Below are 25,931 nucleotides of genomic sequence, written 5' to 3'. Positions count from 1 at the left end.
AAATAAGCTACGCTCGGCAAATTGAAAGTAACTTTTCTTTGCACTCGCTTGCATTATTTTTGCAGAAAATAAGCTACGCTCGGTAAAGTAAAGGATTGTTTATCTTATGTCTGAATAGCTTATTTACGACTAAAAAAGTAGAATGAAATAATATAAAATAAATCGCATTATCATTGTTATGGCAAATGTAATTAAGTTACGAAAGGGCTTAGACATTAACCTTACAGGACGCGCACAGGAACAGATGTTACCTGTGAAATCGGCTATGGAATACGCTTTGGTTCCAGATGATTTCCCAGGCCTGACACCTAAGGTGGTTGTTCGTGAAGGTGACCATGTCCGAGCTGGTGACCCATTGTTTGTTGACAAAGGGTGCACTGAAGTTAGCTTCGCTTCTCCTGTGAGTGGTACAGTCACAGCCATTGAGCGCGGAGACAGACGTAAGGTGTTGCGTGTAAAGGTTGCTGCTGATGAGCAGCAGGAGTATGCTGACTTCGGCGTGAAGAGCTTGGCAGGTATGTCTGCTGATGACGTTAAGGCTTCATTGTTGCAAGCGGGCTTGTTTGGTTATATCAATCAGCTTCCTTACGCAGTTGCTACACGTCCAGACACAGCGCCAAAGGCCATCTTCGTGTCTGCACTTCGTGATAAACCTTTGCAAGGCGACTTTGAGTTTGAGTTGAAAGGTCAGGAATACGACTTCCAGATTGGTTTGACTGCTCTCGCCAAGATTGCAAAGGTTTATTTGGGTATTGGTGCTAAGCAGACAGCGGGTGCGCTGACAGAAGCAAACGATGTTGAGGTCGTAGTGTTTGATGGTCCTTGTCCAGCAGGTAATGTTGGCGTACAGGTTAACCATCTTGACCCTGTTAACAAGGGTGAAGTGGTATGGACGGTTGAACCAACAGCTGTTATCTTTTTCGGTCGTTTGTTCAATACGGGCAAGGTGAACCTCACACGTCGTGTTGCCGTTGCAGGTAGCATGGTGAAGCAGACGGGTTATGTTGATGCGCTCGTTGGTACGCCTCTGAAGCAGATTCTTGCTGATAATATCGCTGATGGTTGCAACGTTCGTATCCTCAATGGTAATCCTCTCACTGGCGTTATCGCTAATGACGAGACCGTACTCGGCGCACATACCTCTGAGGTAACATTGATTCCTGAGGGTGATGATGTACACGAAATCTTCGGTTGGATGCTTCCTCGTTTCAATGACTTCTCAACTTCACATAGCTATTTCAGCTGGTTGCAGGGTAAGAAGGCTTACAACCTCGATGCTCGTGTCAAGGGTGGCGAACGTCACATGATTATGAGTGGTGAGTACGACAGAGTGTTGCCAATGGATATTTATGGCGAGTACCTTATCAAGTCAATCATCGCTGGCAATATCGACAGCCAAGAGCAGTTGGGTATTTATGAGGTAAGTCCAGAGGACTTTGCACTTGCTGAGTTCGTTGACAGTTCCAAGTTACCTTTACAGAAGATTGTTCGTGAAGGCTTGGATATCCTTAGAAAAGAGAATTCATAGGGGTCTGATGAGCCCACAATAACTTTAACTATAGTTTCAAATAAAGTTTCTCAGAATGTTATCAGCAGTCAGTCGATAATCGGTTATGGACCTACAAGAATGTTGCCAATGCCTTTTTAACGTATTACAAACGCTTTGTAATAGTTGTACAAAGGTCTTGTAATAACATTACAAAGGCTTTGTAATCATTCTGGAAACAGAAACTTGGACTTTAAGAACCCTATAATAAAAATAATATGAGTTTAAGAAATTATCTCGATAAGATACGCCCAAACTTTGAGAAGGGCGGAAAGCTTCATGCTTTCAAGAGTGTCTATGATGGTTTCGAGACGTTCCTTTATGTTCCTAACGAGACATCAAAGAGCGGAACTTCTATCCACGACGCAATTGATTCGAAGCGAATTATGAGTATAGTTGTACTGGCAGTAGTACCTGCTATGCTCTTCGGTATGTATAATATCGGTTATCAGAATGCTTTAGCAGCTGGCAAGTTGGGTGATGCTACTTGCTGGGGTATGTTCCTTTATGGTCTGCTTGCGCTGTTACCAAAGATTCTCGTGTCTTACATTGTTGGTCTGGGCATTGAGTTTGCTTGGGCGCAGATGAAGGGTGAGGAGATACAGGAAGGTTACCTTGTATCAGGTATTCTGATTCCATTGATAATCCCTGTTACCACACCACTTTGGATACTCGTTCTTGCAGTAGCCTTTGCGGTAATTTTCACGAAGGAAATCTTTGGTGGAACAGGTATGAACCTCTTTAATGTTGCCTTGGCTGCACGTGCCTTCCTCTTCTTCTCTTATCCGAGTAAGATGACGGGTGATAGCATCTGGGTAGCACGTGAATCAATTTTTGGACTTGGCTATAACCTGCCTGACGGTTTCACTATGGCAACCCCATTGGGCGAGATAGCGCAGGGAACAACGGTAAACACTTCTATCTGCGATATGATTGTTGGTCTTATTCCAGGTTCAGTTGGTGAGACCTCAGTAATCGCTATCGCTATCGGTGCTGTCATCCTTCTTTGGACGAACATTGCCAGTTGGAAGACAATGTTAAGCGTCTTCCTCGGTGGTACTGTGATGGGCGTTCTCTTCCAGTCAACGGGTGCAACACCAATTCAGTGGTATGAGCACCTCGTCTTAGGTGGTTTCTGCTTCGGTGCAGTCTTCATGGCAACCGACCCAGTGACATCCGCACGTACAGAGACAGGTAAGTGGGTGTATGGCTTCTTCATCGGTGCAATGGCAATCATTATCCGTGTGATGAACCCAGGTTATCCAGAAGGTATGATGCTCGCCATCCTCTTCGGCAATATGTTTGCCCCACTCATCGACTATTGTGTAGTTCAGTCAAACATCAGCAAGCGCGCAAAACGTGCTAAATAAATAAGGAGGACGAAGAAATGAAAACAAATAGTAATTCTTATACAATTATCTATTCTGCCATCCTTGTGCTGATTATAGCCTTTTTGCTTGCTTTCGTATTCCAAGCATTGAAGCCGATGCAGGATGCTAATGTGCAGCTTGATCAGCAGAAGCAGATTCTCTTTGCGCTCAATCAGAATCGTGATATGAGCAACGAGGAGGCTGTTGAGCTTTGGAAGAAGATTATCGTGGCTGATGACATTATCAATGCTGATGGTAAGGTCGTTGAGGCTGGAAAGCAGGGTGGCGTTGATGCCGGCTTTAAGTTGAATAGTAAGGATGCCAAAGAAGGCAAGCTCGCTCTGTTCCGTTGTAAGGTAGATGGTCAGGATAAGTATGTTATCCCTGTTTATGGTAATGGTCTTTGGGGTCCTATCAATGGCTTCATCGCTATCAATGGTGATAAGCGAACCGTCTTCGGTGCTTACTTCAACCACGAGAGTGAGACAGCTGGTCTCGGTGCTGAAATCAAGGACAACAAGGCATGGCAGGATTTGTTCAAAGGTAAGCACCTCTTCAAAGGTAACGATACGCAGAAGGTAGCGCTTGCTGTTGAGAAGAAAGTCGAGGATGCATCTACACAGGTGGATGCTGTCACTGGCGCAACACTTACCAGTAATGGTGTAACAGAGATGTTCCACGCAGACAAGGGCGGACTTCAACCTTACGTTAAATTCCTGAACAGCAAATAATATTCTAATCTTTAGAACAATAAGAATATGGATTTATTCTCAAAACAAAATAGAGAGGTGTTCAGCAATCCGCTGAATCTGGACAACCCTATTATGGTCCAGGTGCTCGGTATCTGTTCTGCCCTTGCCGTAACTTCACAGCTGAAGCCGGCGATTGTTATGGGACTTGCCGTTACTATTATTACGGCATTCTCTAATGTTATTATTTCACTTATCCGTAACACAATCCCTAATCGTATTCGTATTATCGTGCAGTTGGTGGTTGTTGCAGCTCTGGTAACGATTGTTAGTCAGATTCTTAAGGCTGTAGCTTACGATGTGAGTGTAGAGCTTTCTGTCTATGTTGGACTGATTATTACCAACTGTATCCTCATGGGACGTCTTGAGGCCTTCGCTATGACAAACAAGCCTTGGCCAAGTTTCCTCGATGGTGTTGGTAATGGTTTGGGTTACGCTATGATACTTGTTGTCGTTGGCGCTGTTCGTGAGTTCTTTGGTCGTGGCTCATTGCTCGGCTTTAAGATTATCCCACAGAGTTTCTATGACGCTGGTTACATGGACAACGGAATGATGTCAATGCCTGCTATGGCACTCATCCTCCTCGGTTGTGTTATTTGGATTCATCGTGCATATTTCTATAAAGAAGACAAGAAGTAATTATGGAACATCTTATTAGTTTATTCTTCCGGTCCATCTTTGTGGACAATATGATATTTGCGTTCTTCCTTGGTATGTGTTCATACCTTGCAGTATCAAAGAGCGTAAAAACTGCATTGGGTCTTGGTGTGGCTGTAACATTCGTGTTGCTTGTTACCACTCCTGTTAACTATCTCTTGTTGACAAAGGTTCTCGGACCTGATTGTCTTGCAGAGGGAGTAGATCTTACTTATCTTAGTTTTATTCTCTTTATCGCTGTCATCGCTGGTATCGTACAGATTGTGGAGATGGCAGTTGAGAAGTTCTCACCTTCACTTTATGGTGCGTTGGGTATCTTCCTTCCGCTGATTGCCGTTAACTGTGCCATCATGGGTGCATCACTCTTTATGCAGCAGCGTATTGGTCTTGACCCAGCAAGCACTCAGTATATTGGTAGTGTATGGGACGCTCTCATTTATGGTACTGGTTCTGGTCTTGGCTGGACACTGGCTATCGTGGCAATGGGTGCTATTCGTGAGAAGATGGAATATTCTGATGTTCCAAAGCCTTTGCAGGGTCTTGGCATCACATTTATTACAGTAGGACTGATGGCAATGGCAATGATGTGCTTCTCAGGTCTTAAAATCTAAGTAAACAATGGGACAATTCATAACAATAAGTATTGTGGTATTCCTTATCACCATCCTTGTGTTGGTGATTCTCCTGCTTGTGTCTAAGAAGTATCTCAGTCCAAGCGGAAAGGTAAAGATAACAATTAACGGTGATAAGGAGATGACCGTTGATCAGGGTAGCTCAGTTCTGTCTACGCTGAATGAGAACGGCGTGTTCCTCCCTTCTGCTTGTGGTGGTAAGGGTAGCTGTGGTCAGTGTAAGCTACAGGTTACAGAAGGTGGCGGTGAGATTCTCGATTCTGAGCGTCCTCACTTCAGTCGTAAGGAAGTTAAAGACCACTGGCGTCTTGGATGTCAGTGTAAGGTGAAGGGTGATATGTCACTCAAAGTTCCTGAGTCTGTTATGGGCGTTAAGGAGTGGGAGTGTACTGTTATCTCAAACAAGAATGTTTCCAGCTTCATCAAGGAGTTCAAGGTTGCCTTGCCTCCAGGTGAGCACATGGACTTCGTTCCTGGTTCTTATGCACAGATTTCTATTCCTGCTTACGATTGCATCGACTATGACAAGGACTTCGATAAGAATGATATTGGTGAGGAATATCTTGGACCTTGGAAGCAGTTCAACCTCCTTTCATTGAAGGGAAAGAATCCTGAGCCAACTGTTCGTGCTTACTCTATGGCGAACTATCCAGCTGAGGGTGATATCATCACACTGACTGTTCGTATTGCAACACCTCCATTCCTGCCACGTCCGCAGGTTGGTTTCCAGAACGTACCAACGGGTATCGGCTCTACTTACATCTTCTCTCTTAAGGAGGGTGATAAGGTGATGATGAGTGGACCTTACGGCGACTTCCATCCTAACTTCACTTCTGGTAAGGAGATGATTTGGATTGGTGGTGGTGCTGGTATGGCTCCTTTGCGTGCGCAGATTATGCACATGACAAAGACCCTTCATACACGTGACCGTGAGATGCACTTCTTCTATGGTGCACGTTCACTCAGCGAGGCATTCTTCCTTGAAGACTTCTGGGAACTTGAGAAGGAATATCCTAACTTCCATTTCCACCTCTCACTCGACCGTCAAGACCCTAAGGCTGATGAGGCTGGCGTGAAATACTACACTGGTTTTGCAGTAAACTGCATCCGTGATGAGTATCTTCAGCAGCACGAGGCACCAGAGGATTGTGAGTACTATCTCTGTGGACCTCCAATGCTCATCAAGACTGTTACTGATTATCTTGATAGCATCGGTGTTGATCAGGATGCAATTATGTACGATAACTTTGGATAATTCAATATCCTATTCATATAAAGCGAGGAACCTTATTGGGCTCCTCGCTTTTTTGTAGATAGAAAAGTAAAGAGTTATTTGGAAGGGTAAAAGGGTACAAGAGAGTAAAATAATTATTAGAATATATGACATTGCGAAACGAATCAATGATAGCAAAATGTTCCCAAGTATATAAAATATAGAACAACTTTCCCAACGCAATGAAGATATATAACTGATGAGTAAATATAGATTCATATTCGTTGATGGACTATATTGGCAAATCTATATAAGATAGTGAAGTTCTGCTACCTGTTATTAATGATACAAATAGTAGACTTTGACTATATATGCTTATCTCCAAAGTGGTTCGCTTTCCCATCCTTGTGGGAAGCCAAGTGCATTCAAATCTATCTCAGGATAATTCGCAAAAAGCGTCTTTATCTTTTGGAACAAATCATTGTTTGGAGAGATGATATTCAAGAAATACTTGATGATACATATATTATAGTATACACGAAGTGAATCCGTTTGAAGTGTAATCCATGGATGAGTCATCTTTTTAGGGGACATTGGACGGATTGTATTTTGCTTGTTCCACACACGCGAGTGGTGGCAACATGTATTTCTTGTCAGAGTTACAATGGTCAACCAAGATTCGAAAGGTGCTATTTGTAGTCCAAATGATTGGGAGATCTTTTTCTTGATTTTCTTGTCCTTGATGTTGTTGTATATGTTTGTGATGATTCCAAATGGAAGTACTTCTGAAAGAATCCATGCTGGTGGGTATGGGTCAGAATATGTTTTCTTAAAATGAATGATGAAGTCCTCTTTTGATTTGTAAAGCTCCTGATTTATTAAGTTCATTGTTTTATGAAACTTAGCCGAGTTGACAAAGTTTGCAGAATCTGTCATCCAGAAAGGATTTCCTGTAATAAAACTGCCTATGTTGACAATTGCACTGCGAACAGCAACTTCTATCTTTTCGAGTTCGTTGAATAGCAAAAGACGTAACTTCTTGTCAAACCGATATAGCATCATTACTTTGCTAAATGTTGCACCTCGTTTGTACAAATGATGTTCTTTTGGTATCTCAAGCAATGGGTGCATATAAGCAGACAGACGATAATAACCGATATGCTCCAAGTAGTGTTCTGCCTTCAAAGCATCGGGAATATAAAGACCTCTTAATTGTAGTAAAGAAACAAGGTCGTGGGGTGATGTATAGCTTTTGCCGAAAGGTATTGTGTTTGTCATATAATATTAAAAAACGACCCGCACATTTGAGCATCGTTGAGAGGCTTGGCGGGTTCTAGCATTGCAAATATACAAATATTACTTGGATAATACAAACTTTTAGGAAAAAAGATGTTAGGAAACAACACAAAAACAAGAAATTCTGAAACATTGTGGCTAATGACCATTTGAATTTATCTTTCTTTAGTTCCGCTATTAGACTGACAAGACATTATACTCGATGGCAAATTCGTTATTTTAAACTTGTTGTCTTCGATAATTTTTACGATACCCTTTTCTTCCAGAACCAATAAATAATCTTTTAAGAGACTCTGAACATTTCTATCGTTTGTAAAGTCTTCTACAGACCAAATGCTACCCAAATTTCTATAGAAAAACTCCAGTTTGTGTAGAAACTCCTTTTTGATTTTATTATTTTTCATAAATATCAGTGACCAAATTGAATGATTTTTTCCAGTTCCCAAATGAATTAGTCGGTTGACTTTTATTTGGCTATTGGTTATAAATTGTGAATCACCTCCTTCCAATTTTATACTTTTTATTTCTGGAAAACTTTTACATAAAACTTCTTTATATTCTGCACCCATGTATTTACCATTAAGCAAAAATTCTTACCTTCGTATTTATCAAAACTGAATGTTCTTTTTTAGCAAAGCTGATTTTTCTTTTAAGGCAAAGATAATTAGTTTTATTTATAAAGCCTGATAATAGTAGCAAAATGTAATAAGTCTCTATTTTTTTTCTATGTGTTTTTCTTCATATATTTATCGTATAATGGTTTGAAGATAGGAGGGATGGGGCGCGTTTTATATCGCTCTGCAAGATAATCCTTGGCAATGTCACTGTAGCTGTAATCTCCTTTCTGAGTGAGCAGTTTTTTAAGTATTTGGTAGCTCCAAGGGGCAGGGTAGGCACAAAGAAGTTGGAGGACCTCATCAGCATCATAGTATTCTTGTTTGATGGTAGCTTGACAAGCAGCCTTAGCATACCACTCGAAGGCAGGGTCGTTCCAGTTGCTGATGGCTTCACATGCCTCATAGGAGCATTCACCTGCTTTCTTTAGATTGTCTTTCAACAACTTGTTGATACGCTGTCGGTCATTGGGATTCTTGTATTGAGCGAGGAGAGGGAGGATAGCATCATTCCCCTTGTCGGCTTCTTCGATGACTGTGGCATAATAAATCTTATGGGGTTTGAAGTCTATGGGCAGTCCATCTTCAAAGCCATAGTGCTTCATATAATCGAAGAAGATGAGGCTGTCAAGGGAGAAACGCAGCTGGTTGGATAGTTTAAGTTCGTAGCCATCGTACCTATAGACAGAGATAGCAGCGCGATTATAAGGTTCTTCAAATCCTATACAACCAGACATCATCTCTACGTATGTCGTATCTTTCAATGCCTGCTTCAATACATCAAATACTTGATTGTCAGCCTTCTTCAGTAGAATTCTGTATGCCCAGAGCCTTGTTATGCGTGAAGTATCTGTATTGGCAATCTCCACTAATTGTTCTGCAGTTGTGTGACGGCTGAGCAGATCGGCATAATCTAATTGCTCTGACCGCCTCCCTGCTGCACCGAGACCCCTCGAAAGTGCCATATACTGGCAGTGGTGGAAGGAATCGAGTGCCACCATAGCACTATCAGATAACCTGTCTGAAAACATTGTGCAAGAGCCGTAGCCACTGCCTAAAACTATCAGTGTGAGGACTGATATGACAAGATAAATACGTTGTTTAAGCACTAAGTAGTTCATTATTATATCTTTTTCGTTATTTATTCAGCCAGTGTATAGCCGAGTCGGGCGTTAAGGCGGTGGGCAAGTTGTTCCACTTCTTTCTTCTGTTCGGGCTCTATCGGGCGATCGTAGAGCTGTTCGATGACACGGATAGGGGCAATGGTGTCGCTGACCCATGGGTCTTCTACTATCCTTGTAGGGCAATAGAAAGCGATGACATTCAATGAATCGTAAACCTTGATAGAGTCGGGACTGCTGTAGCGATAGAATGCAACTCTCCTTTCTGTCAGCCTGATAACCTTATAAATAGCCGTCATGTTGTTTTCGAAGAAGTCGTATCTGTATTGCCTTGCAAGGTAGTCACCGTCTTTGCAGAAGTAGGTTGGAGGGAGAAAGATATCGCCTCCTATGGCTTGAAGGAAAATAGCAAATAGCCAAAGCCCTATGCCTATCACTCCACTATAAAGGCGTATCACCAACTTTCTTTTGCTTTTCCGTGCTGCAATCATCAGCGGAATGGGCGACAGGAGGACAATCCATATCAGCCAGTAAGTCAATCCCCAACGTAGGTGGATGTCTTCGGGCAGTAGGATATAAATCAGCCCACAGAGGAATATTGCACCAAGGTGTAAGCCCATTGCAAGCGATAGTTCTTTGCGTTGAACAAAGTCCTTTATCCTATTCCATTGTGGTTTTTGCATATTGTTAAAGTTACTTATGGGACAAATTTACGCTTTTCTACATTAATAAGCAAGTGTTTGTTATGTTTTTTGTGGTTCTTACTATCTATTTTTTTTCTCATCCTCCGACATAGAAACCTTTTTCTTTTTGAGACTCGAAAAGCTATCAATAGGGATTTGAAAGATCATTACATAGGGAAATTCTGAATATCCTTAATTACAGTAGAACCTTCTTTTTAATACCATCAAAAAGTATTACCCTTATAGCCCCTTGTTTTTCCAGAGTTTCTTTTCATGGAAATGGCGCATTTTTGCCTTACATGAAGTTCCTCACATTTCCTGTCAAATTCCGGCTTCCTCATAGGACCTATGACCTGATTTGTCTCTTTATTTATAATCCAATAGCAATGTTTCATTTCTTTCAGCTTTGCGAACTGGATAAACAAACTGTCTTTTTCTTCTGCTATTTGGTTAGAATTATACCAGTCACTGCCATCGTAAATCTGATAGGCTATAATGAATTTATTGTCATAGTCATAATTCAAGACCTGTGGGCGGATAAGAAGATCATAGAAAAGGCTGTTTTCCGTTTCTTCTTTTATCTTAACTATTATTCTGTCCTCCAACCATGCATAATGATTGCCTAAGTCTATATAGAACACACCAAGACACGAAGTTAGGAGGTTACAGAGAAGCAGGACAACGATATTTAATATTCTTCTACACATTATTTGTTATGGTATAATCCGTTAAAAATTATTTTAAATGGGGTTCCGCTACCATGCAGAATACCGGCACTTATGGTGTCGATGTTGCGCTTTATCATATGCCACCTTAATTCCGCAGCATAAATTCTTGTAAGAACTCCAAGTATCTGAGAAACAAAGTTCTCAAAACACTTGGATATGTCAGAAATTTCACCTATCTTGGTGCTACAAACATAAAAAGTAAGCAAAAATCTGACATGACAAAGATAGCTATTAAAAACGAGAATATCACTTCTTTCGGAGGAATTTATCACATTATGGACATTTTCTCAAAGTTGGGCTTTGAAAAACTTACCGAATCTGTCTTGGGCAAACGTGGGTGTAGTGATAGGGCTTTTAGTCATGGAAGCATTTTCGGTTCTCTCTTCTTCAGCTACCTTTGTGGTGGCGAATGCCTTGAGGACATCAATGCACTTATAGAGCAGTTCAAGCAGCGACCTGATACGCTATTACCCAGTGCCGACACAGTGGGGCGCAGACTAAAGGAGCTTGCCGAAAAAAATATTGTCTATAAGAGCGAAACCTCTGGCAGGTCTTACAGTTTCAACACGGCAGAAAAGTTGAACACCTTACTTTTACAGATGATACGGAGAATGGGACTTGTAAAGGTGGGCAGTCATGTTGACTTAGACTTTGACCACCAGTTTGTTCCAGCCCACAAGTTTGATACAAAGTATTCTTACAAGCTTGTCGGACAGCGTAGTCCTTTGAAAGACAAGGAGGGCAAGCAACAGACGGATATGTTCGGAGTAATATACACATACCGCTGTATCCTCACCAATAACTGGATGGCTACCGAGAAAGACATCATTACATTCTACAATGAACGTGGAGCAAGCGAAAAGAACTTCGATATACAGAACAATGACTTTGGATGGTCACATCTGCCATTTTTCCTTCATGGCTGAGAACATGGTTTTCATGATGATTACCGCCATGCTGAAGAACTTCTATCTCGTCCGTCGTATCAGCGAAAAGGTCAAGCCGTTGAAAAAGACAAGCAGGCTGAAAGCCTTTATCCTGCATTTTGTCAGCGTGCCAGCAAAATGGGTGCGCACAGGAAGGCAGAACGTTCTGAACCTTTATACCAATAAAGCATACTACTCTGAAGTTTTCCTTGAATAAACAGCATGTCTTTGTTGCATTTATTTCCCCATTGGCTTGGGTGGGGGATTGTATGCGCCTGTAAGGACAAATTCCAGCCTAAACTCGCTTTCTATCACACGTAGAGGCAAAAAGACATCTCAATACACAAAATCATCTCACAAGAAAAAGTGCTGCGGAATTAAGGTGAAACAAGAGATACTATCACTTGTTGATTCAGAGATTCAAAAGATTAAAAACGATCCCATGCTTAGTAATCTTATTAAAGGATAATATTCAGTAATAGCTATAAAATATAGCACTAATAATGACAGCTGGTTATTACTGTTGTAGATATATGAGAAGCAATCGTCAGCGAGACGCCCAATTACCAACAGAGTCTTAGGACATAATGTGTAGGAACTTGCGAATGCTCATCCCCACACACCTGCTATTCATATACTATTTATAAGTAAGACATCAATTACATCAAATACTACAAAGTATAAACTACCAGCTACAATTCCCGCAAAAAGATAGTTTCCGTTGATTCTTGTTACGATCTTCTACAATAAGAATGCCTTTCACATTATAGAATTCACTATCACCTTTGCTTTGTGTATGGTTGATTGTCACTTTTAAAGTAAACCTTTTATTCTTGTACCAAAATACGTCTTTCCGCTTGGATACAAGAGTAAACTCTTCTAGACGATGATTAATCACCATGTAGACCGTGGTTGCAAGGTCATTCACCATTATGTAGCTTTTATTTCGCATTTTGTTTGGATACTTATAAAAGACACAACATCCACCATCTATCTCTGATGGTATAGAGTCGAAGGTTCCTATTTCAATACTGACATTCGGTTTTACCTCTGCAAAAGATGTGAGAGAATATAGTATTGAAAAACAAGTAATTATAGATAACTTTAAAGTATTCATTTCTATCTGTTTTATAATTTCACTTTGGCATAGATATATGCACATGATTGTAATGCCCACCTCTAATTTCTCGAGCCCATGGAGCAGGAATTACTTTTCCTTTTACTACCTTATTTATAATAAATGGACCATAATTTTCCATATACCCGGGAGTATTCCGGATTAAGTTCTGTAAGTATCTTGCATAAGCATTTTGAGGTGAAACATGCTGACCATTTATATAGTTAATATCTATAGCTCTAGACCCATTTGCTACACTATGTGCTGACCGTGTTGCATTAGAAGGGTGATTAGACGTGCTTGATATATTTACGGAATAAATGCCATTCTGAGAGGCTGTATGTAGAATACTATTGAGATAGACACTTAGACTCAAAGCTATTGGGTGGTCAGCTCCTCTGTCAAATGTTACACAAACATCCTTACTTCTAAAGGGGACTAGACCATTACTTTTGTGACCAATGACCTCGATTTCATCCAACTCTACTGTACCATCAGGGAGCACTTTATATGGTTTATCATCATTGTTCCCATCATGCGCCGCATGATTGAACAGTCCTATATTCATCCCCTGCATTGCTCCCTGCAGGAAATCTCCTCCCGTGGCCCAAGCTACTACACCACCCATGACCGTCGTAGAAGCTACCATAAGTCCAGAGTTCAAGTTAACGCTTTGTGCATAAGACCCCATACCTGAAGAAGCTGCTCCTGAAATTAATCCATTCCAGAAATTATCTCCATTTAAAGCATTAAAGACACCACTAGACAAGCCATGTGCACCAGCTCTCAACAGTTCATGTCCAAAAGTCCCAACGCCATTAAAAATTGATCCTATTCCATAAGTAGCGGCTGCACTAGCTGCACCTAATAAAGCTCCTTTCCATATGGGCTTGTCTGACATAGCTGCATTCATGGCACCCATCATTGCTCCCATTGCAGTTATTGCGATAAAATCGTCAAGGACAAATACATTACCACTAGGATCAGCATATTTGAGTGGATTATTCAGACAATAGCTATAACGGTTGAAGTTCTGGCTGTTATCCGGCATCTGCACATAGTTGTCCGGGCTAAAGAACCGACCAAGCACAGGGTCGTACAAGCGACCGTTCATATTGATGATGTCGAACTCGCTGAGCATCTCATGTCCCGTGTAGTCTCGGTGTAGACCGATGGAGTTGAGTGTCGCCGTCGAGGTAGTAGAACTCGCGCGTGACACCGTTCTCCGTTATCTTCTCGTATTCACCGGCATAGACCGTTGTCCTGACATCCGTGCCGTTCTTTGACAGCTCCGAATACCATCTTTCCTGATCCGGACCATAGCTGAAGTCCATCCTGAGCCTCTTGCCCGCATCTTCTATCAGCTGGATCTTTCCGAAGTCGTTGAAAGATGTGGTCAGTACATCGCCCGGTATCTTCCTATCAGCATTCTCCATCTCCGTCACAGCATGAAGATAGACATTCTTGTCGTAAGAGAAGTATAGTCCAATCAGCGTAGAAACACACCGACAGCCTTATCTGATAAACAGACTAGCTGCCAGTGTGAATTTACAGTGTTCAAGGATGTTTATTAAATACCCTTCGTTAGAAGAACTAAAGGTATTAAAACGGTTAATTACCACAGCTATTTCCTCTTCGGTCTCCTCAATACTATTCTCAACGAATCTGTGAGTACTCTTTTGTCATTTCTCATAATGAAGTTTGATGGTAAAACAAATAAGACTATAGGCTCATCAACCCCTTGATTCTTAGCTTTAGATTCATAGTGTAATTGTACTTTAATTAAACGATTCTTTACATAAGTATTATTTTTATTATATGTATCTGTTTCAGAGCAGGGTAATAATTTCCCTACCATTATACTCTCATCGCAAAATTTTAATTTTAAGGAATCGGGGTTAATTACATATTCACCTTTTAAATCAAAGAGAAGATAATACCAGCCATTGAAGTACATACTGCGAACCTTAACCATACTGTCCTCCGATAAAGAAATGTCATAACTAAACTTGTTGTTGTTTAACGGAAGTATGAATCCCATATCGCAAGATTGTACAGATAACATAAAAATCATGTACAGCCCAAGCCATTTAATGTGTCGGCCACCAACTGTAACTATCGACAAAATCTTCATAATAGTTTTTATTTGCTACAAAATTACCTTTTAAAATCAAAGCATATAATCCTTGAAGTCCATAATTCGCTAAAAACAAATCATTTAATGCACGAGAATACCATAGGTGATGAGAGCGACAAACAGCAGTTCCTACGGGCTCATAGGAATAGTCCCTCATCCATAACGAATAGGATACTGCCTCAATTGTCTGTAAAGACAAAGTAATATTGCGTGTTTCATAATTAACTATGATCTTTTAAGCCCGGTTTCAACTCTACTCGCAAAGTGTCATTGGTTATTCGTTGACCATTAAATGTGATGAAGTCTGATGGCAGGATAGACAATACCAAGGGATTTACTATGCCAAGGGATATATCTTTACGTTCGAATCCTAAACGAATAGAGAGATACTCTTCCTTACGCAGTTTATACATGCGAACACCTTTACGAGGCAAGTTGTTATGAATCACTAAATTATTATCATTAGTCTGCAATTTAAGAGAGTCGTAATTCATAGTACACTCACCTTTCATACCATAGTGTAAATAATAACTGCCCTGAAAGTACGAACAACTAACCCGTATCGTGCCTGTATCTGTCTTTATACAGATAAACGGATGGGACTGTCCTTCGAATGTTAGATTATGCCCTATATCACAAGAACATAAAAAACAAGGTAGTATTAAAACAAACAAACAACGTTGTAATTTATTTCCACACTGATTCAGTATTCCACCATGGATAATAATTGACAAAATCTTCATAATAATTTCTTTCATCGACAAAGTTTCCTTTTAATAGTAATGCATTCAAGCCTTGAAGACCATAGTTTAACAAGAATAAGTCATTCAATGCACGTGACTGCCAAAGGTGATGTACCGTCACAAATAACAGAATTCACGATGTTGTAGTAATTTGGTAAGTCTCTGAGAAAGCTATTTATTCTCAGAGACCTGGTAACTATCATTCTATTTAGAACTATAAACTTCTATAATCTTGTTGTTGTTTTGTAATTCATCATCTGCAGTTACTACTTTTATGTCATAAAGTTTGTGTTTGCATATATCACGCCATGCATATTTTCTTGCATTGCTTAATTTAATTATGAATAGGTATCCTTTATGATTGTGATTAAACAATGACGAATATGTAGTTCTGCCGATCGAGTCTGGTAAAATGAGATTTCCATGAATATTCAAAAGCCTGGACTCGTCAATACTGGTAAAACTAGAAAATGCAGTGTTATTACTCGTTTCTAAAAAAACATCTACACTATCAATGCAGTTATATAAAGATCCACCTATAATCACTGTGTCGCAGGTGCAATTTCTGACTCTTATGGAATGTATCGTATCAAATCCGGGGATGCAAGATAACAATACCTGACAAATTAAGAATGTAGACGCTATTGTTATTCGTGAAACTAATTTTATTTTTAGCATAGGAGAATCTTTTTATTAGTAATAAATGGGCAATCCATTGGGATCATAATGTGTATGCGTAGATAAATATATTTTCCATTTATTTATCAAGCTAATATCTTGTACAGGATAATCTCTTGGGAAAAATTTTCCAAGCCAATTAGCTCCAAAATGTTCTTTTGATAGATAGTTTGCCCATGTTTCTGTCCAATATTTGTGATGTTCATCACAAGAGGACAGTGAAGCACTGAATAAACTTTCGGGAGCAATGACAGACCAATATGCCCGAGGACCAATAATTCGATATTCAAGGATATGTCCAAACTCGTGTTGCATCATAGCCATTCCTTCTGTTCCCCTATATGTAAAGACACCTTTCCCGACAATTATTCCTCGTTCTGGTATTGTTACACCACTATATTTACCTATTTTATAAGATCCTAACTTAGAACTTTCGAATACATTTTGACCCTCATAAGTCCCTACATATTTCCCTGTAATGGTTGTCTCACCGATTTTAAAATTACCGGAAGCAGCATAGCCTTGGCTTAAGTCAAGAGAAGTATTCCCCGTCCAAAAGTTTGTACCTTTGTCCAAGGCATCAAGACCACCAAGCAAACCTCCAGCAATACCACCTTCTAAAGCTCCTATGCTTCCAAAACCTAAGCCAGCAAGAAGACCTTTTCCAAAGCTGTGTCCATCTAACCAAGAATTGCCTGCATTATTAATAAAACCACCAGCAAACCCAGCGCTAGCACCCGAAGCAGCGCCTGCAAGGAATCCCGTAGAAGAAATTCCCTTCGCCAATCCTGCGGCTTCAGTCCAGAAATTACCTCCTGCCATGGCAACGTTCACTCCCGACGCTAATCCTGCACCAACAGCTCCTGCAACAGCTTCAGTGACGAGGTGCCCAAGTCCTTTCGCATTAAGCTGGAATCCATGTGACGCCCAGTTGAAGACCCCTCCAATAGCAGCACCTATGATAAGGTTCCAAAAATCCCCACTCGGATCCGTATACTTCAGTGGGTTATTCAGGCAATAGCTGTAACGGTTGAAGTTCTGGCTGTTATCCGGCATCTGCACATAGTTGTCCGGGCTAAAGAACCGACCAAGTACAGGGTCGTACAAGCGGCCGTTCATATTAATAATGTCGAACTCATTCAACATCTCGTGTCCTGTGTAACCGCGGTGCAAACCTATGGTGTTGAGCGTTTCCGTCTGCTTACCCCCACGCATCGTATGAAGCATCGAAGACTTTCGTGCCCTTCTCATCCATAACGTAAAGGATGCTGCCCAAAATGTCCGTGAAGGCAAGATTGCATACATTCTTTAGTCTCCATTTTTGATAACAGTCTGCTTGAATTCTTTTGCTTCTCTATCGTAATAGACCGAATTCCATAAGTCGTTAAATTCTTTTTCGGTTATCATATTTATACCCATCTTTTTGAAATCTTCCAATTCGCAATTTGTATCCAGCCAATAACCATAATTTCTATCGTCTGGCATTTTTACAATAATCCTACCATCTTTAGCAAATCCAATTTCTCTGTTTGCAATATGATTTACCACATCGTCATATTCAATAAACCATAGAGTAACATCCTCTATTTTATCATCAAAATCAGGATTTGCACTGAGTGAAACGATCATCTTATGCAGCAAACGACACCATAAGCTTCGTTTTGTTTTATTGTTCTGCTTTTTTTCTGATGACCACTTTAAAATAAAATATTTCATAAAATAGTCTGATTATATCTGCGGGATATCCTCCATAGAGTCTACGGAAGGAATATGACAAATTTCTGAATCATCTACCTTCCAAAAATCTAATTCATAGAGCGTATCATTAGAATCTATTAAAAGATAAACCGCTACTTCAACATTATCAACATCATGAAACTTGCAACATGAAAGAACTCTACTTTGTCTTCGAGTATATTTCTGGTTATTTTTAAAAAGCCCAATACTGCCTATTTTCTCTTTTGTGAGAGGATAAGCAATAAATTTATTTTCCCAATTACTTTCTAATTGGAATTGAGCTTTGGACGCTAGAAAGGCAATAAGAGCTACTTCCTCAGGAAAAATTTTTCTTTTATATTCCATGAATCCGACCTATATTATAAATATATTTACCATTCTCCAACCTTTTGAATACAGTATATTGAGGTTTGTCACCTGACACATTTATTAGGTTCTTCCGTTAAATGGATAGATATCTCTGATTAGTTATACCTTAATTCCGCAGCATAAATTCTTGTGAGAACTCCAAGTGTCTGAGAAACAAAGTTCTCAAAACACTTGGATATGTCAGAAATTTCACCTATCTTGGTGCTGCGAACATAACAAGTAAGCAAAAAACTGACATGACAAAGGTAGCAATTAAAAACGAGAATATCACTTCTTTCGGTGGAATTTATCATATTATGGACGTTTTCTCAAAGTTAGGCTTTGAAAAACTTACAGAATCTGTATTGGGTAAACGTGGAAGTAGCGGCAAAGCATTCAGCCATGGAAGTATTTTCGGCTCTCTCTTCTTCAGTTACCTTTGTGGTGGAGAATGCCTTGAGGACATTAATGTGCTTATAGGGCAGTTCAGATAGAGACCTGATACGCTATTACCCGGTGCCGACACTGTAGGGCGCGGACTAAAGGAACTTGCCGAGAAAAATATTGTCTATAAGAGCGAAACCTCTGGCAGGTCTTACAGTTTCAACACTGCAGAGAAGCTGAACACCTTACTTTTACATATGATACGGAGGATGAGGCTTATAAAGGTGGGCAGTCATGTTGACTTAGACTTTGACCACTAGTTTGTTCCAGCCCACAAGTTTGATACAAAGTATTCTTACAAGCTTGTCGTACAGCGTAGTTCTTTTAAAGACAAGGAGGGCAAGCAACAGACGGATATGTTCGGAGTAATATACACATACCGCTGTATCCTCACCAATAACTGGATGTCTACCGAGAAAGACATCATTACATTTTATAATGAGCGTGGAGCAAGCGAAAAGAACTTCGATATACAGAACAATGACTTTGGCTGGTCGCATCTGCCCTTTTCCTTTATGGCTGAGAATATGGTTTTCATGATGGTTACCGCCATGCTGAAGAACTTATATATCTATCTCGTCCGTCATATCAGCGAAAAGGTCAAGCCATTGAAAAAGACAAGCAGGCTGAAAGCCTTTATCCTACATTTTGTCAGCGTGCCAGCAAAATGGGTGCGCACTGGAAGGCAGAACGTTCTGAACCTATATACAAATAAAACCTACTACTCTGAAGTCTTCCTTGAATAAACAGTATTTCTTTGTGGTTATCATATTCCCCATTGGTTTGGGTGGGGGATTTCATGTCTATGCAAGAACCAAGAACCCCAGAAAATCCCCATATCAATGGATAAACCCCAAAAATGTCACTTCAATATATAAAAGTACCTCACAAGGAATAATGCTGCGGAATTGAGGCATATTAAAAATGGGTTTGTAACTAACTCGTTTTCAAAACATCATCTTTTGGCTTTGAAAAGACGCCCAATTAGCTTTGAAAAGATGCCCTTTAAGTCCCCTACTAACGCCCTTTTGCACCCTTATAAACGCCCTTTTGAAAGCCATCCTTGCAACTGATTGAATACAAGATGGTTACGGTGATGTTTAAAACACTCGTTTTTAGTCTTTTACTCTACCTTTTTTCTTGTTATTTTGTAACAATATTTCATAATGTTGAACGGATGGAATTTTCTCATATAAGGCACAAATTTATGGGATATGATATTGTTTCCTAACAGCTTTTATTTTCTTATCGGCATCTTGTTTGTCTTTGTAACTTGACGTAGCCTGCTACGTCTGCGCCTAAAAGACAAACAATCTGCTCGATGATAAAACAAAATATGTTTAGGATCTAATAATCGATTCGGGGTTAAAATACCTATTAGTAAGTATTGACAAGACGGAAATCTTCGCCTATCTTTGCAGCAAAAGTAGATAGAATGGAGAAGAGATTAAAATGCCATAGAGCACCAAACAATTGAAAGCGTACTGCAGAATGAATGCAATACGCTTTTTTTTATGAACAAAATAAAACATTGTCCGTTAATAAGATAATTAATGAAAACATTAAAAGAAGATGTGCGGAGTAGGATTGTTATGGCTGCCCGCAGTGAATTTGTTAAGTGTGGATATAGAAAGACATCGATGCGTACAATCTCGGCTAAGTCCGGTGTTGTGCTAGGGAATATATACAACTATTTTAAGACAAAGGACGATATCTTCTGTGCTGTCCTTCGTCCGCTGCTCTCTGTGATAGGCGAGTGTATGGCGGAGCACAGCAAGGGTGAGCACGAGGAAAAGCGTCTTGACTTCTCTCGACAACGGCAGAAGGAATTCCTATCGAGTATGCTTCGCATCATCTTCTTATATAAGGAGGAGTTGAGGCTACTGCTCTTTGAGTCGCAGGGCACCTCCTTAGAGAATTTCCGTGAGAACTTTATCGACGAACAAGTGGCGATAAGTAGGACTTACATGGAGCAGGTGGAGACGAGTGTGTCGCCCCTCTTCTTTCGTATCAGCGCCTCTACATGGCTGACGATTATCGGTGAGATTGTGTCAAGACCCGACCTTCAGCAGGAGGAGGTGAGGCAGGCTCTGACCGAATATATACGCTACAACACGGCTGGGTGGCAGGAACTCATAAAAAAATAAGTTAGGTATGAAGAGACTAATCCTTATTACAATGTTATGTCTGTGCCCTCTGCTCGTGGCAGCCCAACGGCTGTTAAGGGGTAAGATAGTGGAGAAAGAGACGTCGACTCCTATCTGTGGAGCTTGCATAGCAGTTAAGGGAACGAAGCAGAAGGTGCTCTCTGACAGGACAGGCGGTTATGAACTGACGATTACCGCAGCGGGTGCCTATACGATAGAGGTGTCGGCTGTAGGCTACAAACGGCTTAGAGAGGTCGTTACGGTGGGTGGTGATACGACAAGAGACTACTATCTCGAACCCTCATCGATCTCGCTTCGTGAGGTTGTCGTGCGGAGTTCAGTGCAGAGTGCGGAGATAAATCAGATACGGCAAAGCCCTATGGCTGTGACAGTTGTGGATGGAGTAAAACTGAGAGGACGAGCGAGTAGCATAGAGGAGATACTGACGCAGACGTCAGGAATTAAGGTTCGGAGATCAGGCGGACTGGGGAGTGCGTCGCGCATCTCGGTTCATGGCTTAGAAGGGAAGCGTGTGGCTGTGTATATTGATGGGTTCCCACTGAACAGTCCTGACGGGTCCTTTGATATTAATGACATCCCGATAGATGTCATCAAGTATATCGAGGTGTATAAAGGGATTGTTCCTGCGGAGTATGGCGGAGATGGCTTAGGAGGTGCTATCAATATCGTCACGCGAGAAGACGAGTGCGACTTAGTGGGTTTCACACAAGAGTTGGCATCCTTTGGGACGATGAAGACACTCGTAAGTGGACAAAAACTCTTTAGCCGACTGGGGGTATTATTTAACGTGGCCTTCTTTAAGAATAAGTCGAAAAATGACTATATGATGTCGTGGCCAGTGTTCGAGACCAATCTGCCTGCGTCGGCATATAGAAAGGTGCGACGTAGGAACGACTATTACGAAGCCAATTTCTATCATGTTGGGTTAGGGTTTAGGAAACTTTACTTTGATAAGTTCGACTTAGAATGTGCCTTTTATAAGAATGAGAAGGGGATACAGTCGCTTAATTTCGACGCTCGACATGCCTATACAAAAGGGATAAATATCATGCCAAACCTCGTGTTGGAGAAACAAGACTTCCTCGTTAAAGGATTGGATATGAAGTATGCTATCGTTACTCCCATTATCCGCTCAAATATGATAGACACCGCCACTACGAGGAGACAATGGGACGGAACAGTCACGCAAGCCGTAGGAGAGACGGACGACAACCTTTTTAACGAGTCGCATGATCGGCAGTTTGAGGTGAGGAGTAAGTTTAACTTGAAATATACACGGGGTCGGCACACGCTTAATCTCAATGACCAATACGCCTACTCGGCTTATACTCCTAAGGACGAACGCATGAAAGGCTATCTTGGCTTTGACCCCAGTGCCTATCCAAGTAGGATGACTGCAAACAACATTGGGCTCAGTCATCTGTTTGTGTCGAATAATCGTCGACTACAAAACTCATTGACAATCAGCATATACTACCTTAATTCAAGGGTTTACAGAACCAGTGACGCACTGGTAAAAGGGGCGGTAACAGACGAGTTAGCACCAAAGCAGACTCGTGTGGAACGGTCGTATTATGGATTCAGTGAGGGCTTCAGCTATGAACTGTGGAAGGATGTACGGGCAAAGCTGTCATTTTCGCATAATGTGAGGATACCTGATACGGGAGAACTCTTTGGCAATGGGATAAGCATCAAACCGTCGGTGAACCTACAGCCAGAGGTGGGGAATAATCTGAACCTTGGCTTCATCGTTGATAGAAGAGGACTATGTGGACTCATGAGGGTACAGTGGGAGACGAATTTCTACTATATGATGATGAAGAACATGATAAGACTCTTTCCTGCTGACACACGTTCTATCTATACGAACTTAGGGAAGACAAGGACCATTGGAATGGACACTGACGTGAAGGTGGACGTCACACGCAATGTCTATCTCTACTTTAATCTCACCTTACAGGATATCCGAGACAGGCAAAGATGGTTTAATGACGAACAAGGAACGAGCAACCCTACCTATAATAAGCACGTTCCTAACATCCCTGCCTTTTACTATAACTATGGCATGGAGTACCATGCAGAGGGCTTGATAGGCCGCCGTGAGCTGTCGAGAGTATATATTGACGTGTCGCATGTGGGTGAGTTTGACTGGGGATGGCAGATGAGTTCGCTCGCAGAGGAGCGTAGGAAATGGCGCATACCATCTAATGATGTCTTCACGATAGGCCTCCAACAGTCTTTATGGCATAATAACATGTCACTGAGCTTTGAGTTAGAAAACGTCTTCAACAAGGAGAACTACATGGAATTTAAGATGCCTCTGCCCGGAAGAACCTTAAAGGCAAAACTACGCTTCAACCTGTTCAGAGACAAACTGGCAGGTGGGGCAATGAGCTTATAATTATTAACTTCTTTAATCAAAACACAATGAAACATTATTTCTTAGCCGCAGCTATCATGCTGCTAACGACCGTCGGACTACTATCTTGCGACAAAGACTCACCTGACACACCGCCTGCACCGGCAAAGACGGAGATGGGTTTCGTCCATAGTGTTAACATCGGAGACAATACATACGTAAGTGTTTTCAAAGACATGAACGTTGGCTCGCTCAATACCGATAATGCGCTGGTGATGCCAAAGGGTGCTTTTTCCTTCGTATATAAGGGGAAAGTGTATATTACCGACACCGAACACATCTATAAATATGCACCGAAAGAGGGTAAACTCGTGCAGGAAGGGAATACCATCCTACTACCCAGTGGAGCGGCAGCAATGTGCATCACCTTCGCTTCTGACAATAAGGCATACGTCTCTTGTTCTGGGTTAGGAAAGGTGATCATCATCGACCCTACCGCAATGGAGAAGGTTGGAGAGATTGATTTAGCGGAGTACTCCTTGGGGAAAGCCGCTGGTGACAATAATCCAGAGCCTGCCGCATCTATCATAAGAGACGGAATACTCTATGTGGCACTTAGTCAGATGAAGTCTACCTACGTCTGTGAAGCAGGAGCTTACGTGGCTTTGATTGACACAAAAACCGATAAACCTATCAAAGTTGTTAGTGATCCTCGTGTCTCAATGGCCTCTGGTGAGTCGCCAGCTGGCGACCCTTTCATCGATGAGAAGGGTGATATCTACTTTTATTGTGTAGCGATGTTTGGCTATCAACCTGGTGTCAAGGAGGGATTTCTGCGTATTAAGAAAGGTCAGACAGACTTTGATAAATCCTACTGCTTCACCCTTGCGGATGTTGACTTAGTAGGAGTCAAAGGCAATAAAACCTCGTATGCTTACATGAAGGTGTATGGCGGCAACGGAAAGGTGTATGCTTACTTGAACATCCCAGGTGCTGCAAGCAATCCACCAGACTATGTCCACGATAAATGCTTCCAACCTTTCGAGATTAATCTCTACAATAAGAGCTGTACAAAGTTGGACCTCTCTGCCACAGCTGGGTGGGCTGCAACCCTCTGTAAGTCGGGTAATGACATCATCTTCGGTATGTCCACCGACCAAGGTATGGGCTATTCTGTCTATCATCCAGCCACTGCAACCTACGAGACCCTCAAGGTAAAAACCTCTGGTGCACCATATGCAGTGCATGAGTTGAGGTAGTTTGTGTACATATCGAATCTACAGAAAGAGTAGTATGTGGGGGTGTCAAAATGCACATTAATAACTTTATATTGGTGTCCGATAAAACTTTTAGTGCATTCATATCTTTTAATTTAGAATAATAAAAAACGGGCTGATTGTTTTGCACATTCAGCCCTTCTTATTTCCTTTGTAGTTGCCAAAATAAAAATGAAATAAGATGAGCAAAAGTACACATTTTGTCGGACAGCTGCTATATGTTCAACTATTAAACTATTTTAATCGTGATGAAATTCTCTCTCTGAGCCAAGCTCAGGGGGGTGAACACTATATAAAGAAGTTTGACGCATGGCATTATCTTGTCGTCATGCTTTATGCAGTAATGATGCGTTTAGACTCTCTGCGTGAGATAAAGGCCTCTCTCTTTGCTAATGTTAATCGCTTTAATCATCTTGGTTTAAAGCATTTTCCTTGTCGAAGTACCTTGTCAGATGCAAACAAACGTCGAGATTCCGAGATATTCGGTTCGATCTATATGAACTTATATGAGAAATACCGCCATGAGCTTTACTCGGACAGCCGAAATTGTGGACAGCCCAAATGACTGAAGAATCTAAAGATAATAGATTCTACGACAATAAGTCTGTTTTCTAACTTGGTCTTTAAAGGTGTAGGACGTAATCCCAAAACTGGTAAGAAAAATGGTGGAATAAAAGTACATACAGAGATATTTGCCAATGAGAATGTTCCAAGCGATATCAAGTTTACATCTGCAGCTAGTCATGATCAATTTGCATTTATTCCGGAACGATACGCCAATGAGGAGCTGATTGCTTTTGACAGGGCCTATACCAACTATGAAAAGTTCTCAGAACTGACGCAAAGAGGTGTTATATATGTAACTAAGATGAAAAATAATCTTATCTTTGAAAGAATTGCCGATACAGATTATGAGATGACTACAGATTATGGAGCTGTGCGCGTAGAAACCATTCTCTTCCATAAGCATACAAAGGAAAAAGATATCTACTATAAAGCAAGAAAAATCACATATCAGGATAAGACTAAGAAAGGGAATATCAAATTCATATCACTGCTGACCAATGATTTTCAGATGTCGGCAGAAGATATTATAGCGATTTATAAGAGACGATGGCAAATAGAAACCTTATTTAAGCAAATAAAGCAGAATTTCCCTCTAAGATACTTCTATGGAGAGAGTGCGAATGCTATAAAAATACAAATATGGATTACGCTTATAGCCAATCTGCTTATAACACTGGTGAAGAACAAAATAAAGAGAGCTTGGAGTTTCTCAGGCTTGGCAGCAATGATAAGAATTCTACTTATGAGTTATGTTTCAATACAAAGTTTCTTTGAGTAGCCACATAGAGACTGGGATAGATTGATTACCCAAGTAAAAGCCC

The 25,931-nt window shown here is 41.0% G+C and carries 23 protein-coding genes and 2 pseudogenes; 13 read left to right on the top strand and 12 right to left on the bottom strand.

The genetic code is table 11. The annotated features are described in order from the left end of the window. The first annotated feature begins 178 nt into the window (after nucleotides 1–178). The 6 genes from J4856_RS03855 (at nucleotide 179) to nqrF (ending at nucleotide 6,209) form a co-directional block, all read left to right on the top strand. Nucleotides 179–1,528 (top strand): Na(+)-translocating NADH-quinone reductase subunit A, encoded by a 1,350-nt coding sequence (locus tag J4856_RS03855; protein ID WP_065367921.1) that lies wholly within the window; start codon nucleotides 179–181, stop codon nucleotides 1,526–1,528. Nucleotides 1,529–1,764: 236 nt separating this feature from the next. After that, nucleotides 1,765–2,916, top strand: coding sequence for an NADH:ubiquinone reductase (Na(+)-transporting) subunit B (locus J4856_RS03850; protein WP_025839442.1), 1,152 nt, complete (start codon nucleotides 1,765–1,767; stop codon nucleotides 2,914–2,916). Nucleotides 2,917–2,933: 17 nt separating this feature from the next. Beyond that, nucleotides 2,934–3,647, top strand: a complete 714-nt coding sequence (gene nqrC / locus J4856_RS03845) for an NADH:ubiquinone reductase (Na(+)-transporting) subunit C (protein ID WP_025839444.1) — start codon at nucleotides 2,934–2,936, stop codon at nucleotides 3,645–3,647. A gap of 27 nt (nucleotides 3,648–3,674) precedes the next feature. After that, entirely contained in the window at nucleotides 3,675–4,304 is a 630-nt protein-coding gene (locus tag J4856_RS03840; RefSeq protein ID WP_025839447.1) for an NADH:ubiquinone reductase (Na(+)-transporting) subunit D, read from the top strand. A gap of 2 nt (nucleotides 4,305–4,306) precedes the next feature. Continuing rightward, the gene (gene nqrE, locus J4856_RS03835; RefSeq protein ID WP_025839449.1) at nucleotides 4,307–4,933 is read left to right on the top strand and encodes an NADH:ubiquinone reductase (Na(+)-transporting) subunit E; all 627 of its coding nucleotides are present in this window, start codon (nucleotides 4,307–4,309) and stop codon (nucleotides 4,931–4,933) included. Between the two features lie 7 nt (nucleotides 4,934–4,940). Continuing rightward, nucleotides 4,941–6,209: an NADH:ubiquinone reductase (Na(+)-transporting) subunit F gene (nqrF, locus tag J4856_RS03830; RefSeq protein WP_025839451.1), complete on the top strand. Its 1,269-nt coding sequence runs from the start codon at nucleotides 4,941–4,943 to the stop codon at nucleotides 6,207–6,209. A gap of 333 nt (nucleotides 6,210–6,542) precedes the next feature. Here nqrF and J4856_RS03825 read toward each other — a convergent pair whose 3' ends face one another. From J4856_RS03825 to J4856_RS03805, 5 genes are all read right to left on the bottom strand, one after another. After that, nucleotides 6,543–7,445 carry an Abi family protein gene (locus J4856_RS03825; protein WP_025839453.1) on the bottom strand — a complete coding sequence of 301 codons (903 nt, stop codon included), beginning with the start codon at nucleotides 7,443–7,445 and terminating at the stop codon, nucleotides 6,543–6,545. A 173-nt stretch (nucleotides 7,446–7,618) separates the two neighbouring features. Beyond that, complete coding sequence (locus J4856_RS13135) at nucleotides 7,619–8,032, bottom strand: hypothetical protein (RefSeq protein ID WP_234967305.1); 414 nt, start codon at nucleotides 8,030–8,032, stop codon at nucleotides 7,619–7,621. A gap of 155 nt (nucleotides 8,033–8,187) precedes the next feature. Beyond that, nucleotides 8,188–9,198 (bottom strand): hypothetical protein, encoded by a 1,011-nt coding sequence (locus J4856_RS03815; protein ID WP_025839457.1) that lies wholly within the window; start codon nucleotides 9,196–9,198, stop codon nucleotides 8,188–8,190. 20 nt (nucleotides 9,199–9,218) lie between these two features. After that, on the bottom strand, nucleotides 9,219–9,881 hold the full coding sequence (locus J4856_RS03810; RefSeq protein WP_025839459.1) for a hypothetical protein: 663 nt from the start codon (nucleotides 9,879–9,881) through the stop codon (nucleotides 9,219–9,221). Between the two features lie 224 nt (nucleotides 9,882–10,105). Next, nucleotides 10,106–10,588 carry a DUF3997 domain-containing protein gene (locus J4856_RS03805; RefSeq protein ID WP_211817811.1) on the bottom strand — a complete coding sequence of 161 codons (483 nt, stop codon included), beginning with the start codon at nucleotides 10,586–10,588 and terminating at the stop codon, nucleotides 10,106–10,108. Nucleotides 10,589–10,824: 236 nt separating this feature from the next. Between J4856_RS03805 and J4856_RS03800 the strand changes: the two are divergent. Then, a pseudogene (locus tag J4856_RS03800) lies at nucleotides 10,825–11,752 on the top strand (transposase family protein). A gap of 919 nt (nucleotides 11,753–12,671) precedes the next feature. Here J4856_RS03800 and J4856_RS13125 read toward each other — a convergent pair. The 7 genes from J4856_RS13125 to J4856_RS03770 form a co-directional block, all read right to left on the bottom strand. Beyond that, nucleotides 12,672–13,766, bottom strand: a complete 1,095-nt coding sequence (locus J4856_RS13125) for an RHS repeat-associated core domain-containing protein (protein ID WP_234967302.1) — start codon at nucleotides 13,764–13,766, stop codon at nucleotides 12,672–12,674. 28 nt (nucleotides 13,767–13,794) lie between these two features. Next, on the bottom strand, nucleotides 13,795–14,088 hold the full coding sequence (locus J4856_RS13120; protein WP_025839466.1) for a hypothetical protein: 294 nt from the start codon (nucleotides 14,086–14,088) through the stop codon (nucleotides 13,795–13,797). Between the two features lie 188 nt (nucleotides 14,089–14,276). After that, the gene (locus J4856_RS03790) at nucleotides 14,277–14,786 is read right to left on the bottom strand and encodes a hypothetical protein (RefSeq protein ID WP_234967301.1); all 510 of its coding nucleotides are present in this window, start codon (nucleotides 14,784–14,786) and stop codon (nucleotides 14,277–14,279) included. 224 nt (nucleotides 14,787–15,010) lie between these two features. After that, entirely contained in the window at nucleotides 15,011–15,283 is a 273-nt protein-coding gene (locus tag J4856_RS03785) for a hypothetical protein (protein WP_083130800.1), read from the bottom strand. 942 nt (nucleotides 15,284–16,225) lie between these two features. After that, nucleotides 16,226–17,515, bottom strand: coding sequence for an RHS repeat protein (locus tag J4856_RS03780; protein ID WP_025839473.1), 1,290 nt, complete (start codon nucleotides 17,513–17,515; stop codon nucleotides 16,226–16,228). 3 nt (nucleotides 17,516–17,518) lie between these two features. Next, entirely contained in the window at nucleotides 17,519–17,926 is a 408-nt protein-coding gene (locus tag J4856_RS03775; RefSeq protein WP_044081215.1) for a hypothetical protein, read from the bottom strand. 12 nt (nucleotides 17,927–17,938) lie between these two features. Continuing rightward, nucleotides 17,939–18,292, bottom strand: a complete 354-nt coding sequence (locus J4856_RS03770; protein WP_004359294.1) for a DUF6984 family protein — start codon at nucleotides 18,290–18,292, stop codon at nucleotides 17,939–17,941. A 260-nt stretch (nucleotides 18,293–18,552) separates the two neighbouring features. Here J4856_RS03770 and J4856_RS13385 point away from each other — a divergent pair. The 6 genes and pseudogenes from J4856_RS13385 (at nucleotide 18,553) to J4856_RS13110 (ending at nucleotide 25,888) form a co-directional block, all read left to right on the top strand. Continuing rightward, nucleotides 18,553–19,485: pseudogene (locus J4856_RS13385) on the top strand (transposase family protein). Nucleotides 19,486–20,292: 807 nt separating this feature from the next. After that, a complete protein-coding gene (locus J4856_RS03755) occupies nucleotides 20,293–20,886 on the top strand; it encodes a TetR/AcrR family transcriptional regulator (RefSeq protein ID WP_025839707.1) in 594 nt (197 codons plus the stop codon). A gap of 7 nt (nucleotides 20,887–20,893) precedes the next feature. Further along, on the top strand, nucleotides 20,894–23,308 hold the full coding sequence (locus J4856_RS03750) for a TonB-dependent receptor (RefSeq protein ID WP_065367920.1): 2,415 nt from the start codon (nucleotides 20,894–20,896) through the stop codon (nucleotides 23,306–23,308). 26 nt (nucleotides 23,309–23,334) lie between these two features. After that, nucleotides 23,335–24,525, top strand: a complete 1,191-nt coding sequence (locus tag J4856_RS03745) for a YncE family protein (protein ID WP_025839706.1) — start codon at nucleotides 23,335–23,337, stop codon at nucleotides 24,523–24,525. Nucleotides 24,526–24,724: 199 nt separating this feature from the next. Continuing rightward, nucleotides 24,725–25,108, top strand: a complete 384-nt coding sequence (locus tag J4856_RS13115; RefSeq protein ID WP_025839705.1) for a DUF4372 domain-containing protein — start codon at nucleotides 24,725–24,727, stop codon at nucleotides 25,106–25,108. A 51-nt stretch (nucleotides 25,109–25,159) separates the two neighbouring features. After that, a complete protein-coding gene (locus J4856_RS13110) occupies nucleotides 25,160–25,888 on the top strand; it encodes an IS4 family transposase (RefSeq protein WP_234967311.1) in 729 nt (242 codons plus the stop codon). The last annotated feature ends 43 nt before the right edge of the window (nucleotides 25,889–25,931 follow it).

The sequence above is a fragment of the Prevotella scopos JCM 17725 genome (assembly GCF_018127785.1).
In the GTDB taxonomy this organism is placed as follows: Bacteria; Bacteroidota; Bacteroidia; order Bacteroidales; family Bacteroidaceae; genus Prevotella; species Prevotella scopos.
The sequence above is the reverse complement of the archived record's forward strand: the minus strand, read 5'-3'. Positions and strand labels throughout refer to the sequence as shown.

Excerpts from the sequence above, each read along its gene's own strand:
- J4856_RS03855 (WP_065367921.1), top strand. The coding sequence starts at position 179 with ATGGCAAATGTAATTAAGTTACGAAAGGGCTTAGACATTAACCTTACA.
- J4856_RS03850 (WP_025839442.1), top strand. The coding sequence starts at position 1,765 with ATGAGTTTAAGAAATTATCTCGATAAGATACGCCCAAACTTTGAGAAG.
- nqrC (WP_025839444.1), top strand. The coding sequence starts at position 2,934 with ATGAAAACAAATAGTAATTCTTATACAATTATCTATTCTGCCATCCTT.
- J4856_RS03840 (WP_025839447.1), top strand. The coding sequence starts at position 3,675 with ATGGATTTATTCTCAAAACAAAATAGAGAGGTGTTCAGCAATCCGCTG.
- nqrE (WP_025839449.1), top strand. The coding sequence starts at position 4,307 with ATGGAACATCTTATTAGTTTATTCTTCCGGTCCATCTTTGTGGACAAT.
- nqrF (WP_025839451.1), top strand. The coding sequence starts at position 4,941 with ATGGGACAATTCATAACAATAAGTATTGTGGTATTCCTTATCACCATC.
- J4856_RS03825 (WP_025839453.1), bottom strand. The coding sequence starts at position 7,445 with ATGACAAACACAATACCTTTCGGCAAAAGCTATACATCACCCCACGAC.
- J4856_RS13135 (WP_234967305.1), bottom strand. The coding sequence starts at position 8,032 with ATGGGTGCAGAATATAAAGAAGTTTTATGTAAAAGTTTTCCAGAAATA.
- J4856_RS03815 (WP_025839457.1), bottom strand. The coding sequence starts at position 9,198 with ATGAACTACTTAGTGCTTAAACAACGTATTTATCTTGTCATATCAGTC.
- J4856_RS03810 (WP_025839459.1), bottom strand. The coding sequence starts at position 9,881 with ATGCAAAAACCACAATGGAATAGGATAAAGGACTTTGTTCAACGCAAA.
- J4856_RS03805 (WP_211817811.1), bottom strand. The coding sequence starts at position 10,588 with ATGTGTAGAAGAATATTAAATATCGTTGTCCTGCTTCTCTGTAACCTC.
- J4856_RS13125 (WP_234967302.1), bottom strand. The coding sequence starts at position 13,766 with ATGAACGGTCGCTTGTACGACCCTGTGCTTGGTCGGTTCTTTAGCCCG.
- J4856_RS13120 (WP_025839466.1), bottom strand. The coding sequence starts at position 14,088 with ATGGAGAATGCTGATAGGAAGATACCGGGCGATGTACTGACCACATCT.
- J4856_RS03790 (WP_234967301.1), bottom strand. The coding sequence starts at position 14,786 with ATGAAGATTTTGTCGATAGTTACAGTTGGTGGCCGACACATTAAATGG.
- J4856_RS03785 (WP_083130800.1), bottom strand. The coding sequence starts at position 15,283 with ATGAATTACGACTCTCTTAAATTGCAGACTAATGATAATAATTTAGTG.
- J4856_RS03780 (WP_025839473.1), bottom strand. The coding sequence starts at position 17,515 with ATGTATGCAATCTTGCCTTCACGGACATTTTGGGCAGCATCCTTTACG.
- J4856_RS03775 (WP_044081215.1), bottom strand. The coding sequence starts at position 17,926 with ATGAAATATTTTATTTTAAAGTGGTCATCAGAAAAAAAGCAGAACAAT.
- J4856_RS03770 (WP_004359294.1), bottom strand. The coding sequence starts at position 18,292 with ATGGAATATAAAAGAAAAATTTTTCCTGAGGAAGTAGCTCTTATTGCC.
- J4856_RS03755 (WP_025839707.1), top strand. The coding sequence starts at position 20,293 with ATGAAAACATTAAAAGAAGATGTGCGGAGTAGGATTGTTATGGCTGCC.
- J4856_RS03750 (WP_065367920.1), top strand. The coding sequence starts at position 20,894 with ATGAAGAGACTAATCCTTATTACAATGTTATGTCTGTGCCCTCTGCTC.
- J4856_RS03745 (WP_025839706.1), top strand. The coding sequence starts at position 23,335 with ATGAAACATTATTTCTTAGCCGCAGCTATCATGCTGCTAACGACCGTC.
- J4856_RS13115 (WP_025839705.1), top strand. The coding sequence starts at position 24,725 with ATGAGCAAAAGTACACATTTTGTCGGACAGCTGCTATATGTTCAACTA.